This is a genomic window from Comamonas flocculans (genome assembly GCF_007954405.1).
GTDB lineage: Bacteria > Pseudomonadota > Gammaproteobacteria > Burkholderiales > Burkholderiaceae_C > Comamonas_C > Comamonas_C flocculans.
Genome location: NZ_CP042344.1, coordinates 1,237,934 through 1,253,787, shown reverse-complemented (window position 1 = coordinate 1,253,787; position 15,854 = coordinate 1,237,934). Strand labels below are relative to the sequence as shown.

Annotated in this window: 15 protein-coding genes; 3 read left to right on the top strand and 12 right to left on the bottom strand. The window is 69.1% G+C overall.

Annotation, left to right across the window (positions count from 1 at the left end; all coding sequences use genetic code 11):
* Positions 1-103 precede the first annotated feature (103 nt).
* Positions 104-1,393 (top strand): NnrS family protein, encoded by a 1,290-nt coding sequence (locus FOZ74_RS06125; protein ID WP_255437808.1) that lies wholly within the window; start codon positions 104-106, stop codon positions 1,391-1,393.
* A gap of 105 nt (positions 1,394-1,498) precedes the next feature.
* Here the strand turns inward: FOZ74_RS06125 and FOZ74_RS06120 are convergent, their stop codons facing one another.
* Entirely contained in the window at positions 1,499-1,786 is a 288-nt protein-coding gene (locus FOZ74_RS06120) for a BTH_I0359 family protein (RefSeq protein WP_146912235.1), read from the bottom strand.
* Between the two features lie 93 nt (positions 1,787-1,879).
* Positions 1,880-3,118: a DUF3108 domain-containing protein gene (locus FOZ74_RS06115; RefSeq protein WP_146912234.1), complete on the bottom strand. Its 1,239-nt coding sequence runs from the start codon at positions 3,116-3,118 to the stop codon at positions 1,880-1,882.
* Positions 3,119-3,173: 55 nt separating this feature from the next.
* Here FOZ74_RS06115 and FOZ74_RS06110 point away from each other — a divergent pair, with 55 nt between their 5' ends.
* Positions 3,174-4,067 (top strand): fumarylacetoacetate hydrolase family protein, encoded by an 894-nt coding sequence (locus tag FOZ74_RS06110; RefSeq protein WP_146912233.1) that lies wholly within the window; start codon positions 3,174-3,176, stop codon positions 4,065-4,067.
* 81 nt (positions 4,068-4,148) lie between these two features.
* Here FOZ74_RS06110 and FOZ74_RS06105 read toward each other — a convergent pair whose 3' ends face one another.
* From FOZ74_RS06105 to tgt, 3 genes are all read right to left on the bottom strand, one after another.
* Complete coding sequence (locus tag FOZ74_RS06105) at positions 4,149-4,568, bottom strand: PAS domain-containing protein (RefSeq protein WP_146912232.1); 420 nt, start codon at positions 4,566-4,568, stop codon at positions 4,149-4,151.
* A gap of 40 nt (positions 4,569-4,608) precedes the next feature.
* On the bottom strand, positions 4,609-6,057 hold the full coding sequence (locus tag FOZ74_RS06100; protein ID WP_146912231.1) for a GGDEF domain-containing protein: 1,449 nt from the start codon (positions 6,055-6,057) through the stop codon (positions 4,609-4,611).
* Positions 6,058-6,160: 103 nt separating this feature from the next.
* Positions 6,161-7,333 carry a tRNA guanosine(34) transglycosylase Tgt gene (gene tgt / locus FOZ74_RS06095; protein ID WP_146912230.1) on the bottom strand — a complete coding sequence of 391 codons (1,173 nt, stop codon included), beginning with the start codon at positions 7,331-7,333 and terminating at the stop codon, positions 6,161-6,163.
* A gap of 79 nt (positions 7,334-7,412) precedes the next feature.
* Between tgt and FOZ74_RS06090 the strand changes: the two genes are divergently transcribed.
* Positions 7,413-7,889, top strand: coding sequence for a universal stress protein (locus tag FOZ74_RS06090; protein ID WP_146912229.1), 477 nt, complete (start codon positions 7,413-7,415; stop codon positions 7,887-7,889).
* 7 nt (positions 7,890-7,896) lie between these two features.
* Here the strand turns inward: FOZ74_RS06090 and FOZ74_RS06085 are convergent, their stop codons facing one another.
* The 7 genes from FOZ74_RS06085 to FOZ74_RS06055 form a co-directional block, all read right to left on the bottom strand.
* A complete protein-coding gene (locus tag FOZ74_RS06085) occupies positions 7,897-9,519 on the bottom strand; it encodes a methyl-accepting chemotaxis protein (RefSeq protein ID WP_146912228.1) in 1,623 nt (540 codons plus the stop codon).
* A gap of 69 nt (positions 9,520-9,588) precedes the next feature.
* Complete coding sequence (locus tag FOZ74_RS06080; protein ID WP_146912227.1) at positions 9,589-9,975, bottom strand: hypothetical protein; 387 nt, start codon at positions 9,973-9,975, stop codon at positions 9,589-9,591.
* A 200-nt stretch (positions 9,976-10,175) separates the two neighbouring features.
* Complete coding sequence (locus FOZ74_RS06075) at positions 10,176-11,429, bottom strand: phenylacetate--CoA ligase family protein (RefSeq protein ID WP_146912226.1); 1,254 nt, start codon at positions 11,427-11,429, stop codon at positions 10,176-10,178.
* Positions 11,430-11,512: 83 nt separating this feature from the next.
* Positions 11,513-12,328, bottom strand: a complete 816-nt coding sequence (locus tag FOZ74_RS06070) for an ABC transporter ATP-binding protein (RefSeq protein ID WP_146912225.1) — start codon at positions 12,326-12,328, stop codon at positions 11,513-11,515.
* Between the two features lie 72 nt (positions 12,329-12,400).
* Entirely contained in the window at positions 12,401-13,714 is a 1,314-nt protein-coding gene (locus tag FOZ74_RS06065; RefSeq protein WP_146912224.1) for an ABC transporter substrate-binding protein, read from the bottom strand.
* A 64-nt stretch (positions 13,715-13,778) separates the two neighbouring features.
* On the bottom strand, positions 13,779-14,855 hold the full coding sequence (locus FOZ74_RS06060; protein ID WP_146912223.1) for a branched-chain amino acid ABC transporter permease: 1,077 nt from the start codon (positions 14,853-14,855) through the stop codon (positions 13,779-13,781).
* Positions 14,856-14,919: 64 nt separating this feature from the next.
* A complete protein-coding gene (locus FOZ74_RS06055) occupies positions 14,920-15,849 on the bottom strand; it encodes a branched-chain amino acid ABC transporter permease (RefSeq protein WP_146912222.1) in 930 nt (309 codons plus the stop codon).
* Positions 15,850-15,854 lie beyond the last annotated feature (5 nt).

Below are 15,854 nucleotides of genomic sequence, written 5' to 3'. Positions count from 1 at the left end.
TCGACGTGGGGGCGCTCGCGCTGCGCTATGGTCGGGCATTCCTCTTGCCATGGATCTGACATGAATACCTGCTATCGGGCGGCGCCGCCGCGGGAGGCTCGCCATGGGTGATGCCATCCACCAGGCCGGCTCCGGCCTTGATCTGGATCCGCACTGGCGCCTGCGCTACACCTTGCTTGCGCCGCACCGGCTGGGTTTCTCGCTCGCCGTGGTGATGCTGCTGGCGGCCAGCCTGTGGTGGGCGCTGGTGCAGCTGGAGCGCGCAAGCGGCGTGCTCGGCCTGCCGGGCGCGATGCCGGAATTCCTCACGCACGCGGCGGCCATGGGCTTTGGCTTCATGCCGCTGTTCTTCGCCGGCTTCCTGTTCACCGCGGGGCCGAAGTGGCTCGACGTTGCGCCGCTGTCGGTGGCGCAGATCCAGTGGCCGTTGTTCATGCAGTGCCTGGGCTGGCTGCTCTGGCTGCTCGGCGGCCTGTGGAGCCGCCCGCTCGCGCTGGCGGGCTTGGCGCTGGCCTGGGTGGGCCTGGTGTGGATGTCGCTGCTCTACGCCGGCCTGGTGCGTGCCAGCCGCGCGCCCAACCAGCTGCACGGCAAGATGGCGCGCGCGGCCTTCTTCGTGGGCTGCATCAGCGTCGCGGCCCTGGGGCTGAGCATGCTTGCTGGCCGCGACGACCTGGCACGCGCCTGGGCGCTGACGGGCATCTGGGGCTTCATCGGCGTGGTCTTCATGACGGTGGCGCACCGCATGATTCCCTTCTTCACCCACGGCAAGATTCCTGGCGTCGAGGCTTGGCGCCCGACTTGGGTGATGGCGCTGCTGGCCGTGGCGGTGGGCGCGCAGGCGGTGTTCGTCTGGCTGGGCATGCTGCCCTGGCCCGAGGGGCTGGCAAGCGCCGGCCTGTGGCTGCGCGGCGCCTTTGAGTGGGCCATCGGCCTGGTGCTGATCTGGCTGGCGGTGCGCTGGGGCCTGGTCCCGGCGCTGAAGATTCCGCTGCTGGGCATGCTGCACATCGGCTTTCTCTGGCTCGGGCTGTCCAATCTGATCGCCGGCACAGCCGATTGGTGGAGCGCCAGCGCAGGCGCACCGATGTGGCAGCTCGCGGCCTTGCACGCCTTCACCATGGGTTGCCTGGGCTCGCTCATCCTGGCCATGGTCTCGCGCGTGGCGGCCGGGCACAGCGGACGCCCGCTGGTGGCCGGCGCGCTGGTCTGGAGCCTGTTTCTGCTGCTGCAGCTCACGGTGGTAGTGCGCGTGGTCGCGGCGCTGCCGATGGCGGCCGGTGCCGCGCTGCTGGCGCTGGCGGCCGTGCTCTGGCTCGCGATCATGGCCGTCTGGGGGCTCAGGCTGCTGGGCTGGTGGGGCCGCGTGCGCATCGACGGCAACCCCGGGTGATGCTATCCAAGGGATAGCTGCTGACGTACTGTTGACGGGCGCTAGAGCCCTGAAACACTCAAAAAATCAGAGCGTTCCGCCAGCGCCCGGCTGGCGGGCGCGGTCTCAGTGCAGCACCACCGGGTTCTGGGCCAGTCCGGCATAAGCGTCCAGCGCGCTTTCCACCTCGTCCTGCGTCGGCGTGCTGCGCTGCCAGGCCATGATCTGCTGCTGGAACAGCTCGGCCCAGGCGCCGTCGAGATAGACCTCCTTGCCCGAGCGCTTGTCCACGATCTCGAAACCATGGCGCAGCAGCTGGCGTTCGGGCAGCGCTGCGGTCTCGCCGGTGCCGGCGTCGGGCAACGGCAGCATGTGCACCACCACAAAGGATTCCGAGTCGTAGAGCATGTGCATGGCAGTTCCTCCTGTCGCTGCACGGCAGATGGCGGCGGTCCGCCGCGCTTCAATACCGCGACAGTATTCCACGGATGGGCAGCGCCGGCCCGATCAGGGGGTTTCGTGGCCCAGAAGCTGCAGATCGACATGGTCGCCGCCGCCCTGGGCCAGGCGGATGCGCACCGGCAGGTAGTGCAGCGCGCTGCCCAGCCACAGCTCGTCGACCTGGTCGTCGCCGGGCTGGGGCAGGCGCTGCAGCTTGAGCGCCGGCGTCTCGCCCGCCGGCAGCGACAGCAGCTGCGGGCCGATCACGCGGAACACCCAGCGGTCCACGCGGCGCGCGCCCACGGTCTCGAAGGCCAGCTCGCTGCCCGGCGGGTAGTCGGCGGGGGCGGCGGCGATCATTGCCCCGAGCTGCAGGAACACGCTCATCCTGTCCTGCGCTCCCGCAGAGATCGGCGCCTGGGGACTCGCGCCGTCGCTGAAGTGCGCAACGCCGGCGGCAAAGTCCAGCTCCGCGCTGCGGTCCTTGCGCGCTTCATCGACGAAATGTTGCGGTTGCAGGCCGCCCGCGCCCACCAGGCCTTCGCTTTGCTGCGCACGCGAGCCCAGGAACAGGGCGCTGATCTGCTGGCGCAGGCTGTAGTGCTGGCCGTCGGTGAGCCAGAGCAGCTCGCCGCGGGCGCGATAGTCAAAGCCCTTGACGTGGCCCGAGACATCAAAGCGCAGCCGCGTCGGGGGCGCAAAGCTGAGCGTGGGCGTGGGCGCGGGTGTCTGAGCGGGCCCGGAGGCGGCTGCGGCGGCGGTTTCAGCGGCTGCCGCGGGATCGGTGGCCTGGGGCGTGTCCGCGGGGCGCGCCGGCCGGTCCGCTTCTGGGTGCGGCTTGCCGGCCCCATCGGTGTGCGTGGGCGCAGCCGCGTCCGCGCTGGCCAGCGTGCTGCCGCGCGCCGCGGCCAGCTCGGCAAGCCAGGCCTCGTAGGCCGCGTCGTCGCCGGCCTCGTCATGCAGGTCGGTGTCGGCTGCTGCTGCGGCGGGCGCGGGCGCGGGCGCACGGGCGATGGCCTGCGGCTTGCTCGGGGCGCGCTTGCGTGCCGGCGCCGGACGTGCCGGGGGCGCGGCCTTGGCGCGTGGCGGCTCGGGCGCCGCCTGCGCAGGCGCGGCGGCCCTGGCCGGCGCTGGCGGGGCGGCGAGTACGCGCGTGTGCAGCCTGCGCTCGGGCAGCCGGGTGCGGCCTGCCTCAGGCAGCGACAACCAGCCCAGCGCGAGCAGGTGCAGCGCCAGCACCAGCGCGCCCAGCAGCCAGATGCCGTGGCGTGCTCGGGGGGGCGCTAGGATGCGGGATTCGTTCATGGATGCAGGCGGACGGCGCCGGGGACCGCCCGGGCTGTCTCCGGGGAGGAAAACGATGAAGCTGGCAACGCTGCGCGATGGCTCACGCGACGGGCAATTGGTCGTGGTCTCGCGCGACCTCGCTCAGGCCCATTATGCGAGCGGCATCGCCGACTGCCTGCAGCAGGTGCTCGACGACTGGAATTTTCTCGCGCCGCAGCTCCAGGAGCTCTGCGCTCAACTGAATGCCGGCCGCGCGCGCCATGCGTTTGCCTTCGATCCGTCGCTGTGCCTCGCGCCCCTGCCCCGTGCCTTTGGCTGGGCGCGCTGCGACGCCTACGCCGCGGCGGAGCCGGCAGCGGCCGCATGGACGCAGGAGGCGGGCGCACCCCTGCTGCCGCCGCGCGCGAGTTGGCCGATGGGTGATCTGCAGGAGCTGGGCTTTCTCGCCGGCTGGGCCGCGCTCACCGGCGAGTTGGAGCGCGCTTGCACGGCCGAGCAGGCGAGCGAGAGCGTGCGCCTGCTGACGCTGGCGCTGGGCCTGCTGGCCCCGGGCGGGCGCAACCTGCTGGCGAGCGCCTTTGCGCCGGTGGTGCTGACGCCCGATGAGCTCGCGCACGGCTGGCACGCGGGGCGGCTTGCCCTGGGCCTGCAGGTGCAGCTCAATGGGCGCAGCTTCGGGCTGTGCGACATGGCCGCGCAGATGCCCCACGGCCTGGGCGAATGGCTGGCCGCGCTGGCGCAGGCGCGCCCGCTGGCCTGCGGCGCCCTGGTGGGCGCGCTGCCGGTGCGGGACGCGGATGCCGGCAAGGGCCATGGCAGCCTGGCCGACAAGCGTGCGGCCGAGGTGGCCGGCGAGGGGCAGGCGCGCACCCCCTGGCTGCGCGCGGGCGACGTGCTGCGCGTGCAGGCGCGCCAGCCCGGGACGGAGGCCGGCCCGTTCGGCGCGATCGAGTTGCAGATCACCTGAACGACGACCGCTGCCTGGCGCAGGCGGCCTTGGACGGGGGATTGGCTTGGGTTGGCCCCAGGCCTGACCAGGTGAGGCGGTTCAACCCGCCGGCCGCTGGCGCGCGGCCAGCTGCGCCAGGTAGCGCTCGGTGGCGTCGCGCGCGACGGCGACCGAGCCCAGCGCCTTGCCCTGCTCGTCGCAGACGATGGCAAAACTCATGTCCACATAGAGCTTGCGCCCCTGCTTGTGCACGCCGCGCGTGGTGCGCACCTCACGACTGCGGGTGTGGCCGGCGGTGACGGCGTGGCGAAAGCCGCGCCAGTGCGCCTCGCGCAGGTGCGCCGGGATGATCAGGTCCACGCTCTGGCCCACGGCTTCTTCGGCGCTGAAGCCAAAGAGTGCGGCGGCCATCGCGTTCCATACACGTATCGTGCCTTCGGTGTCAATGAAAATGAGGGCGTCGCCCAGGTCCAGGGCAAGGCGCTCCCACGGGGGCGCGCTGACATCGGTGCTGTGCATGTGCGCCATTGTCGCGCAGGGTGCCGTGACCCTGCCGCCGTCAGGCTGTGCCAACCGCGGCAGCAGGCAGCGGCGAATGGCAATGCACCTGGTCGCGCCCGCTCTTCTTGGCGTGGTACAGCGCGGCGTCGGCCTCGGACAGCAGGCGCTCGAGCGTGTCGTCCGGGCGCACGGGCCAGGCGGCGCGCAGCCCCATGCTCACCGTCACGTACAGCGGTATGCCGTCGCGTTGGCCGAAGGGGTGTTCGCGCATCTGGTTGCGGATGCGCTCGGCCACGGCCAGCGCCTGCTCGGCGCTGGCCTCAGGCAGCACCAGCGCAAATTCCTCGCCGCCGATGCGCCCGAACAAGTCCTGCGCACGCAGATTGCGCAGCGCCAGCGCGGTGAAGTGGCGCAGCACCAGGTCGCCCTGGGCGTGTCCATAGCTGTCGTTGATGCGCTTGAAATGGTCCAGGTCGGCCATCAGGATGGCCACCGCGCCGCCTTCGCGCGCCATGCGCTGCACCAGACGCCGGCCGCGCTCCATCAGGGTGCGTCGCGACAGCGCGTTGGTCAGCTCGTCGTGGTTGAGCGCAAAGCGCAACTTGCGCAGGGCCCGCGCGCGCAGCTCGTGCGCCACCGAGACGGTGAGCGGTGCCAGCGAAATCAGGCCCACGCCCACCTGGAACGAAGTGGCGCCATGGATGAGCGTCTGCGAAAAACCCACGACCCCGCCCGCCAGCAGCAGGGCGGTGGCGCTGGTGCAGGCCAGCAGCGTGAGCAGCGCCGTGCCCCATACGCCGTAGCCCATTGCGCACCACACCAGCGCCGGCACCAGATAGCCCACGGCGCCCGGACCCTGCAGCAGATGCACCAGGGCGATGGACACCAGCAAGGCCGCCAGCGGCGCACGCGGCGCCGCTCGCGCGCCCTTGAGCAGCAGCGTCCAGCGCCACTGCCACATCCAGCCTTGCGGCGCCCTCAGGAGCACCGGCAGGATCAGCAGCATGTCGAAGAGCTCGCCGGCAAACCAGCGCTGCAGCGTCGGCCAGAGCGGGGCGCCGAAGAAGTGCCCGCTCGCCAGCGCCCCGGGCAGCGCGCTGGCGAGCGCCGCCACGGCGCTGCCGGCCAGCAGGTGCAGCACCGAATGCTGGCGCTTGAACTCCAGCATGGAGGCGCTTTGCCGGCGAAAGTAGAGCCAGCCCGCGGCCACGCCCAGCAGATTGGCCAGATTCATGCTGAGCGCGACCCCGAAGTCTGAGCCGGTGACCAGGTCGGCCACGAGATAGGCGCTGAACGCCAGCAGCCAGCTAAGCGGTTGCAGCGCAAGCGCACGGTTGCGCAGCAGCAGGCCCAGCAGCAGGGCGTTGGCCGGCCAGATCACCGCGATGTAGCCTGCGGGCCGGCTCAGGATGCCCAGCACGCATGCGACGAACACGACCGCCGTCAGCACCAGCTGATCGCGCGTGGCGGCAGAGACCGACAAGGAAAGAAAGCGCTGGGAGGACATCGCGAACCGCCAGGAAAGCGATTTTGCGACATTTTGCAAACGGCGCCAGTCCGGGCCCCGCTTGCCTGCCCGGGCTGGTATCGGTGCGGCGCCGCGCGCGCCCTCAGACGCCGCGCGCGCGATCGGCCTGAAACTGCGCGCGCAAGGCCGCAAAGCTGCCGGCCTGCAGGGCGTCGCGCACCTCCTGCATCAGGTTCAGGTAGTAGTGCAGGTTGTGGATGCTCGCGAGCATGGGCCCGAGCATTTCGCCACAGCGGTCCAGGTGGTGCAAATAGGCACGCGAGAAACCGCCCCGGCCGCCGTCGTTCCAGCTCACGCCGGCGCTGCCGGCGCAGGTGTGGCAGGTGCAGCTCGGGTCCAGCGGCTGGTGGTCCTCGCGGTGGCGGGCGTTGCGGATCTTGAGGTCGCCGTAGCGCGTGAACAGCGTGCCGTTGCGCGCATTGCGCGTGGGCATGACGCAGTCGAACATGTCCACGCCGCTGGCCACGCCCTGCACCAGGTCTTCGGGCGTACCCACGCCCATGAGGTAGCGCGGCTTGTGCGCGGGCAGGCGATGCGGGGTGTGCGCCATGATGCGCAGCATCTCCTCCTTGGGCTCGCCCACCGAGACGCCGCCGATGGCGTAGCCGGGAAAGTCCATCGCCGCGAGCGCGCCGAGCGACTCCTCGCGCAGGTGCTCGTACATGCCGCCCTGCACGATGCCGAACAGCGCGTTGGGATTGGCCAGGCGCGCAAACTCCTCCTGCGAGCGCCGTGCCCAGCGCAGGCTCATCTGCATGCTCTTGCGCGCCTCGTCCTCGCTGGTGGGCACGCCCGCGGTCTCGTAGGGCGTGCATTCATCGAGCTGCATCACGATGTCGGAGTTCAGCGCCGTCTGGATCTGCATGCTGACCTCGGGCGAAAGAAACAGCTTGTCGCCGTTGACCGGCGAGGCGAAGTGCACGCCTTCTTCGGTGATCTTGCGCATCGCCCCCAGGCTCCAGACCTGAAAGCCGCCCGAATCGGTCAGGATGGGTTTGTGCCACTGCTCGAAGGCGTGCAGGCCGCCAAAGCCCTTGACCACGTCCAGCCCCGGGCGCATCCACAGGTGAAAGGTATTGCCCAGAATGATCTGCGCGCCCATCTCGGCAAGACTCCTGGGCATCACGCCCTTGACGGTGCCGTAGGTGCCCACGGGCATGAAGATCGGGGTTTCGACCACGCCGTGGTTCAGTGTCAGGCGGGCGCGCCGGGCGTGGCTGTGCGGGTCGGTGGCAAGCAGTTCGAAATGCAGCATAGGGGCGAGATTGTCCCAGAGCGGGCGCGCGCCCGCGCTGGCCTACACTGGGGAGCAACGAGATCAACAGGAGGCAGTCATGCTGAGGATACTGGTGGCGGTCGACGGCTCCGAGCGGGCGCTGGATGCCGTGCGTTTTGCACTCAGGCTGGTGCAGGACGGCGCGCTGCGGGCCACGCTGGTGCTGGGCCACGTGCAGGAAGAGGCGTCGCTGCTGGAGCTGGCGACGCACGACGCCGACGCGATCGCGCAGGCCAGTGTCCAGGCGGGGCAGGACCTGATGGCTTCGGCCGTGGCCCTGGTGGCTGCGGCCGGAGTGCCGCTGCAGACCGAGATTGCGCTGGGTTCGCCCGCCGCGGCGCTGGCCGACATGGCCGAGACCGCCGGCTGCGCTCTGATCATCGTCGGGGCGCGGGGCCTCGGGGGCTTGCGCGGTACGCTGCTCGGGTCGGTGTCACAGGCGCTGGTGCGCGACGCCACCGTGCCGGTGACGGTGGTCAAGCACACCGAGCCCGAAGGGGAAGAGGCGCCGGCCTCGGAGCGCGCGCCGCTGTAGGAAGGCTTCAGCCCGGTGCGGCCAGCCGCGCCGTGGCGACCGGCGCCGCCAGAGCCTCGCCAGCCACCGCCTGCGGCTGCAGCTTGAACTGGCGCACCGCCAGCGTGAGCTGGCTGGCCTGCTCGCGCAGCGACTGCGAGGCGGCCGCGGACTCTTCCACCAGCGCGGCGTTCTGCTGCGTCATCTGGTCGAGCTCGCGCACCGACTCGTGCACCTGGCCGATGCTGTCGCGCTGCTCGTTGGCCGAGGCGGTGATCTCCGCGATCGTGCCCGAGACACGGCGCACGCTCTGCACCAGCTCGGTCATGGTTTCGCCCGCCTGGGCCACGAGGCGCGCGCCGTCTTCCACCTTGGCGCTGGAGCTGCCGATCAAATCCTTGATCTCGCGCGCCGCCTCGGCGCTGCGCTGCGCCAGGCTGCGCACCTCGCTGGCCACCACCGCAAAGCCGCGGCCCTGTTCGCCCGCGCGCGCTGCCTCCACCGCGGCGTTGAGCGCAAGGATGTTGGTCTGAAAGGCAATGCCGTCGATCACCCCGGTGATGTCGCCGATCTTGTGCGAGCTCTGCGAGATCTCGTTCATGGTGTCCACCACCCGCGCCACGACCTCGCCGCCGCGCTCGGCCACCTGGGCGGCCGAGGCCGCGGAGCTGCTGGCATGCTGCGAGGATGCTGCGCTGTTTTGCAGCGCCGTGGCCAGCGTGTCCATGAGCGAAGCCGCTTCCTGCAGGCGCGCGGCGGTCTGTTCGGTGCGCTGGCTCAGGTCCTGATTGCCCATGGCGATCTCGCCGCTTGCGGTATCTATGTTGCCCGTCGCTTCCTGCACCCGGCGCACCAGGGCGCGCAGCTCGCCTTGCATGCGGCCCATGGCCTGTACCAGCTGGCCGACCTCGTCGCCGTGCAGCACGTTCACGTCGCGCGTGAGGTCGCCCGCGGCGATGTGCTGGGCCAGCTCGCGCGCACGGGCGAGCGAGACGGTGATCGAGCGCACGCTCGCCAGCGTGAGCGGCACCAGCACCAGCAGCGCCAGCAGCAGCAGCGCGGCGATGATGGCGGACATCAGCGAGCTGCGCGCGTCGATGTCCTGGCGCGCCTCGTCCATGTGGGCGCGCGCCTGCTGCGCCAGTTCCGACAGCAGCTGGTCGCTGGTGTCGGTGTGTTGCTTGAATTCGCCCGCGTAGGCTGCGGCCGCGGCGCCGTCGATCTGCGCGTCCTGCACGCGCTGGAACACCGGGTCTATGCTTTCGGCGTAGGCCTTGAGTTCGCCGAGCGTGCGGTCGACCAGCGTGGTGAATTCGGCGTTGTCCGCCTGCTGGGCGCGCACCTTGGCCAGTTCGGCCTGCATTGCGGCCAGGGTCTTGTGCCAGTGCTCGCGCAAGCCGCCGACCTCCAGCACGTTGCTGGCATTGATGACGATGTCCTGCTCGGCGCGGCGCAGGTCACCGAGCGCGGTGCGCAGGTCCGCCACCTGGGTGAGCGTCTGTACCTGGTTGGCGAACAGGCCCTGCAGCGTGCTGCGCGTGCGGTCCAGCGCCCCATAGCCCAGCGCGCCGACCAGCACCAGCAGCGCCAGCGAAAACACCGTACCGAAGTACAGCCGGGTGCGTATCGAAAAACGGCCTAACAATCCCATGTCTCTTCTTCTCGATCGGACGCGGTCGGGACCGCAGAGGCCGCAAGAATAGCGTAAGAGTGGATCGACTCAGGCGGCGCTGCGGTAGGGCGCGGGCTTGCGCTGCAGCTTGCCGTGCGGCAGGGTGGGCAGGCGCTTGAGCAGCCGGCGGCAGTAGCCGCGTATGCCCAGGCACTTGTTGAGCTCGTCGACCGGCAGCGGACCAGAGACGACGACGATGTCGTTGGCCTGCAGCAGCGCCCCGGCGGCGCGCAGGCGCCGGCGCTGGTGCGCGGCCCAGGACTGGATGCGCACCGGGTTGCCGTGGCGGTGCACCTCGCCGGTGTGGGCGTCGAAGGCGATCGCCACGGTCTCCGTCTTGAGCTTGAAACGGCGCTCGCCGGTGACCTTGCTCGGCGCCTCGCGCATGTCGTAGAGGTAGTAGCTGCCCGCCTTGAGCTCGTATTGCAGGTCCATGGTCGTGAGTCTCCTTGCCTTGATTGTCCAAACGATGGCGCCGTCTGAAGGCGGGTAAAGCAAGGGCAAACACGGGCTTATCCGTGCAAGCGCCGGTAACCTTCGGCAGGGCACCGACGCCGATTGTCGGGGAGGGTGCGCCCGCGGGATGTTTCAACGTGTAGCCCGTAGCGGCATCGCCGCGTGCGGGCGGAGGCAAGCTACCGGTAGTCGCGCGCGTCCTCGATCACCTTGCCGTCGTTGGCCAGGCTCCCGGGGGCGAGCATCTGCACCTCGCCGCGCAGCTTGGTGACTTCGCGCAGGCAGGCGGCGAGCTGCTCGGCCAGGCCGGCAGCGGTCTCGCGCGTCTCCACCTGCAGGGTCATCAGATCGTTGCCGGTCTGGCCGCTGACCACCAGGCGCGCCTTGAGCACCTGCGGAAAGCGCCGGGCCACGTCGGCCACCTGTTCGGGGTGCACGAACATGCCGCGCACCTTGGTGGTCTGGTCGGCGCGGCCCATCCAGCCCCTGATGCGGGTGTTGGTGCGTCCCGTGGGGCAGGCGCCGCTCAGCACGGCGGAGAGGTCGCCGGTGGCAAAGCGGATCAGCGGATGCACCGGGTTGAGCGTGGTGACGACGAGCTCGCCCACCTCGCCCTCGGGCACCGGGTCGCCGGTGCCGGGGCGCACGATCTCGACGATCACGCCCTCGTCGAGCACCAGGCCTTCGCGCGCGCTGGTTTCATAGGCGATCAGGCCCAGGTCTGCCGTGCCATAGCACTGCAGGCCGTGCACGCCGCGTTCGGCCAGCCAGTCGCGCAGCGAGGGCGGAAAGGCCTCGGCCGACACCAGCGCCTTGCGCAGGCTGGGCAGCTGCACGCCCAGCTCGGCGGCCTTTTCCAGGATGATCTTGAGAAAGCTCGGCGTGCCGGCGTAGCCCGCCGGCCTGAGGTCGGCCATGGCCTGCACCTGCTGCTCGGTCTGGCCGGTGCCGCCGGGAAAGACGCTGCAGCCGAGCGCGTGCGCGGCGGTCTCCATCATCGAGCCGGCGGGCACGAAATGGTAGGAAAAGCAGTTGTGGATCAGCTCGCCGGCGCGAAAGCCGGCCGCATGCAGGGCGCGCGCCATGCGCCAGTAGTCGCGCTGGCGGCCTTCGGGCTCGTAGATCGGGCCGGGGCTGGCGAAGACGTGGGACAGCTCGGCGCCCCAGCCCACGGTGGCAAAACCGCCGAAGGCATCGCCGCCGGCGGCGCGCGCGGCCTGCTGGCGCGCGTGCAGTTCGCTCTTGCGCGTGACGGGCAGCTGCGCCAGCGCCGCGCGGCTGGTGATGGCGCGCGCATCCACGCCCGCGAGGATCTGTGCAAACGCCGGCGCATGCTGCTGGGCGTGGGCCACCTGCGCCGGCAGGGCGGCCATGTGCGCAGCCTCGCGCGCTTCGGGCGAGCGGGTTTCCAGGGCGTCGTAGAACTCGGTCATTGCGCTGGTCTTTCCGTGGAAAATTCAATACAAATCGGCCTCAAACGCTTGCTCAACAAGCGCAAGAAGCTATTAAAACAATATTAGGCCAGCCAGCGCTTGCGCCGCTTGTAGCTCTTGACGTCGCGAAAGCTCTTGCGCTCCGCGCCGCCCACGCCCAGGTAGAACTCCTTGACGTCCTCGTTGCTGGCCAGCTCGGCGGCCGAGCCGTCCATCACCACGCGCCCGCTCTCCATGATGTAGCCGTAGTTGGCGTACTTGAGTGCCATGTTGGTGTTCTGCTCGGCCAGCAAAAAGGTGGTGCCCTCCTTGGCGTTGAGCTCGCGCACGATGTTGAAGACTTCTTCCACGAGCTGCGGCGCCAGGCCCATGGAGGGCTCGTCCAGCAGTACCAGCGCGGGCGCGCTCATCAGCGCGCGGCCGATGGCGCACATCTGCTGCTCGCCGCCCGAGGTGTAGGCGGCCTGGCTCTTGCGCCGCTCCTTCAGGCGCGGGAAGTAGCTGTAGACCTTCTCCAGATTGGCGGCGATCTCGGCCTTGCTGGTGCGCGTGTAGGCGCCGGTGTAGAGGTTTTCTTCGATGGTCAGGTGCGCAAAGCAGTGGCGCCCTTCCATCACCTGCACGACGCCGCGCCTGACGAGGTCGGACGGGGTGAGGTTCTCGATGCGCTCGCCCCGGTATTCGATGCTGCCCTTGGTGACTTCGCCGCGTTCGCCCTTGAGCAGGTTGGAGATGGCGCGCAGCGTGGTGGTCTTGCCCGCGCCGTTGCCGCCCAGGATGGCCACGATGCCGCCCTCGGGCACGGTGAGCGAGACGCCCTTGAGCACCAGGATCACGTGGTTGTAGATGACCTCGATGCCGTTGACTTCGAGCATCGTCTTGGCGGGCTGTTCGCTCATCTTGTCTTGTCCGTGTTCAGGCCGTGGATGCGCCGGGGCGGCGCTGGCCGGCCCCGGCGCCGTGGCTTGCGCTCAGTTGGCGCACTGGCGCTGTTCGATCTTGTTGTCGGCGGCGTACTTCTCGGCGAACTGCTTGATCAGCGGATCGATGATCTCGCGGTTGCCCTCGTACCAGTCGCTGTTGATCTTCCACTCCTTGCCGTCCCACACCGACATGCGCGCGGCGTACGAGCCCATGTGCTGGGCGCAGGTGGTCTTCATCGGCTGGATGATGCCGGTGAAGCCCAGCTCCTCGATGCGCTCGGGCGTGAGCTCGAAGTTCTCCAGCGCCCACTGCGCCTGCTCGCCGGTGATGGGCTTGCCCTTGCCGAACTTCTCCTGCGCGATGCGCACGGTCTCGGCCGTGAGCATGCCGGTGATCAGGCCGCGCACGTAGAGCACGTCGCCCACGGTCTTGGCATCCTGCGCCGTACCCTGGCCCTTGGCGTAGAGCGTCTCCTGCACATCCTTGATGACCTTGGCGTCGCGGTTGGCGCTGGCCTGCAGGGCCACGGCGTTGTAGCCCTTGGAGGCTTCTTCCACGCCCTTGACGTCGGACTCGGAGCCGGCCCACCAGAAGCCGTACATCTTGTCGCGCGGGTAGCCCACGGCCTGCGCTTCTTTCAGCGCCGTCGGGTTCATCACGCCGTAGCCCACGTACAGCAGGTAGTCGGGCTGGTCGCGGCGCACCTGCAGCCAGGTGGACTTCTGGTCCAGCCCCGGCGCGGTCACCGCCAGCTTGTTCAGCGTGAAGCCGTACTTGGCGGCGTAGGCGTCGAACACCGGCATGAACTCGTGGCCAAACGGCGCGTCCATGTAGACGTAGTTGATCTTCTTGCCCTTGAGCTTGTCCAGCCCGCCTGCCTTCTCGCCCACCGACTGCATCATCACGTCGGCGGCGACGAAGTAGTTCGGGATCATGGGGAAGACCCACTTGAACACCCGGCCGTCCGCCGCCGCGGGCGTGCCGTAGCCGGCGATGATCAGCGAGATCTTGTCCTCGGGCGCCTTCTTCAGCAACGCGGCCGTCACGCCGGTGGAGATGGACTGCACGATGGCAGCGCCGCCGTTCTGGCCCTTCATGCGTTCATAGCATTCGATGCCCTTGGCGGTATCGAAGGCGAATTCGCACTCCTCGATCTTGAACTTGACGCCGTTGATGCCGCCCTTGGCATTGACCAGCTTGAGGTAGTCGGCGGTGCCGTTGGCCACCGGGATGCCGTTGGGCGCGTAGGGCCCGGTGCGGTAGGAAAAGATGGGAGCGTATTGCTCCTGCGCCACGGCCGGCGCCGCGGTCATGCCCGCTGCAACCGCCAGCGTGGCCAGCAGAGTGTGGATGGGCTTCATGCTTGTCTCCTTCGTAGTGAGTTGCCAGGGGAAAAAAACCTCGATGCCTGCGCGACCTGTCCCCTCAGTGAGGGAAGGGCCACAGCCGCAGCTTCTGCTTGCCCGTGGACCACAGGCGCGCCAGGCCGTGCGGCTCGACGATGAGAAACCAGACGATGAGCACGCCGAACAGCATCAGCTCCAGGTGCGCGGCCTCGGCCGTGCCCAGTTGCATGCCCAGCACGCTGCCCAGCGCCGGCAGGCCCAGGCGGATCAGTATGGGCAGCACCACCATGAAAGCCGCGCCGATGAAGTTGCCCATGATGGAGCCCAGCCCCCCGATGATGACCATGAACAAGAGCTCCAGCGACATGTCCAGTCCGAAGGCGGCGGGCTCCCACGATCCAAGATAGAAAAACCCCCAGAGCGCGCCCGCCACGCCGATGATGAAGCTGCTCACGGCAAAGGCGGTGAGCTTGGCGTAGGTGGGGCGTATGCCGATGACGGCGGCGGCCACGTCCATGTCGCGGATCGCCATCCACTCGCGGCCTATGGCGCTGCGCACCAGGTTCTTGCAGGCCAGCGCCAGCAGCACCAGCAGCGTGAGGCAGAACAGGTACTTGGAGGCATAGCTGTCCAGCGCGATGCCGAAGACGGACACGTCGGGCGCGGTCACCGAGATCGAGGGGCTGTCCATGGTCAACCACTTGACGCGGTAGAACATCCAGTCGGCGAAGAACTGCGCCGCCAGCGTGGTCACCGCCAGGTACAGGCCCTTGACGCGCAGGCTGGGCAGCCCGAAGAGCACGCCGAAGATGGCGGCAAACACCCCGCCCAGCAGCAGCGCGCCTATGAGCGGCATGCCCGGCACGCGCATGATCACGTTCCAGGCGCCGTAGGCCCCCACCGCCATGAAGGCGCCCGAGCCGAGCGAGATCTGCCCACAGTAGCCGATCAGGATGTTGGTGCCCAGCGCCGCCAGCGCCAGGATGACCACCGGGATCAGGATGGCCGAGAACACGTAGCTGCTGGCGGTGAGCGGCACCACGACGAAGGCGACGAGCAGCAGCGCGAGCATGACCCAGCGGTCCTGCGCGATCGGGAAGATCTGCTGATCCGAGCGGTAGCTGGTCTTGAATTGGCCGTTTTCGCGGTAAATCATGTTTATGAGTCTTTTCTGCTTCTAGCCCTTGCCCAGCAAGCGCCACAAGCTATCAAATCGAGGATCAAACGCGGTCGATGATCTTCTCTCCAAAGAGTCCCTGGGGCCGCACCAGCAGCACCAGCAGCGCCAGCACGTAGGCGAACCACACCTCGATGCCGCCGCCGACGAAGGGCCCGAGGTAGATCTCGGAAAGCTTCTCGCCCGCGCCCACGATCAGGCCGGCCACGATGGCGCCGGGCACCGAGGTGAGGCCCCCCAGGATGACCACCGGCAGCGCGCGCAGCGCCAGCGTGGAGATGGAAAACTGCACCCCCAGCTTGCTGCCCCAGACCATGCCGGCCACCAGCGCCGACAGGCCCGCGACGAACCAGACGATGACCCACATGCGCGCCAGCGGGATGCCCACCGACTGCGCCGCCTGGTGGTCGTCGGCCACCGCACGCAGCGCCCGGCCGGTGGAGGTTTTCTGGAAGAACAGCACCAGTGCCGCCACCAGCAGCGTGGCGATCAGCGCGGCCACGAGCTCCTGCGAATCGATCAGGATGCCGCCCTCGAACAGGCCCTGGGCGACGAAGAGCGGGTCCTTGGGCATGCCGATGTCGATGTTGTAGACGTTGCTGCCGAACACCGACTGGCCAAAACCCTCCAGGAAGAAGCCTATGCCTATGGTGGCCATGAGCAGCGTCGCCTCGGGCTGGCTCACCAGGTGGCGCAGCGCCAGGCGCTCCACCAGCCAGGCCAGGATGAGCATCAGCACCGCCGCAACCATGAAGGCGAGCACGTTGGCCAGCACCTTGCTCTCGATGCCGGTCCACTGCGGTATCCATTCGGAAAACCGCGCCATGGCCAGCGCGGCGAACAGCACCATCACGCCCTGCGCGAAGTTGAACACGCTGGACGCCTTGTAGATCAGCACGAAGCCCAGCGCCACCAGCGAATACAGCACGCCGGTCATCAGGCCGCCGATCAGGGTTTCGAGAAAAAAGCCCATCTGCC

What these genes read in the sequence shown, in the direction of transcription:
- FOZ74_RS06125 (WP_255437808.1), top strand. Translation starts at nt 104, where the DNA reads ATGGGTGATGCCATCCACCAGGCCGGCTCCGGCCTTGATCTGGATCCG.
- FOZ74_RS06120 (WP_146912235.1), bottom strand. Translation starts at nt 1,786, where the DNA reads ATGCACATGCTCTACGACTCGGAATCCTTTGTGGTGGTGCACATGCTG.
- FOZ74_RS06115 (WP_146912234.1), bottom strand. Translation starts at nt 3,118, where the DNA reads ATGAACGAATCCCGCATCCTAGCGCCCCCCCGAGCACGCCACGGCATC.
- FOZ74_RS06110 (WP_146912233.1), top strand. Translation starts at nt 3,174, where the DNA reads ATGAAGCTGGCAACGCTGCGCGATGGCTCACGCGACGGGCAATTGGTC.
- FOZ74_RS06105 (WP_146912232.1), bottom strand. Translation starts at nt 4,568, where the DNA reads ATGCACAGCACCGATGTCAGCGCGCCCCCGTGGGAGCGCCTTGCCCTG.
- FOZ74_RS06100 (WP_146912231.1), bottom strand. Translation starts at nt 6,057, where the DNA reads ATGTCCTCCCAGCGCTTTCTTTCCTTGTCGGTCTCTGCCGCCACGCGC.
- tgt (WP_146912230.1), bottom strand. Translation starts at nt 7,333, where the DNA reads ATGCTGCATTTCGAACTGCTTGCCACCGACCCGCACAGCCACGCCCGG.
- FOZ74_RS06090 (WP_146912229.1), top strand. Translation starts at nt 7,413, where the DNA reads ATGCTGAGGATACTGGTGGCGGTCGACGGCTCCGAGCGGGCGCTGGAT.
- FOZ74_RS06085 (WP_146912228.1), bottom strand. Translation starts at nt 9,519, where the DNA reads ATGGGATTGTTAGGCCGTTTTTCGATACGCACCCGGCTGTACTTCGGT.
- FOZ74_RS06080 (WP_146912227.1), bottom strand. Translation starts at nt 9,975, where the DNA reads ATGGACCTGCAATACGAGCTCAAGGCGGGCAGCTACTACCTCTACGAC.
- FOZ74_RS06075 (WP_146912226.1), bottom strand. Translation starts at nt 11,429, where the DNA reads ATGACCGAGTTCTACGACGCCCTGGAAACCCGCTCGCCCGAAGCGCGC.
- FOZ74_RS06070 (WP_146912225.1), bottom strand. Translation starts at nt 12,328, where the DNA reads ATGAGCGAACAGCCCGCCAAGACGATGCTCGAAGTCAACGGCATCGAG.
- FOZ74_RS06065 (WP_146912224.1), bottom strand. Translation starts at nt 13,714, where the DNA reads ATGAAGCCCATCCACACTCTGCTGGCCACGCTGGCGGTTGCAGCGGGC.
- FOZ74_RS06060 (WP_146912223.1), bottom strand. Translation starts at nt 14,855, where the DNA reads ATGATTTACCGCGAAAACGGCCAATTCAAGACCAGCTACCGCTCGGAT.
- FOZ74_RS06055 (WP_146912222.1), bottom strand. Translation starts at nt 15,849, where the DNA reads ATGGGCTTTTTTCTCGAAACCCTGATCGGCGGCCTGATGACCGGCGTG.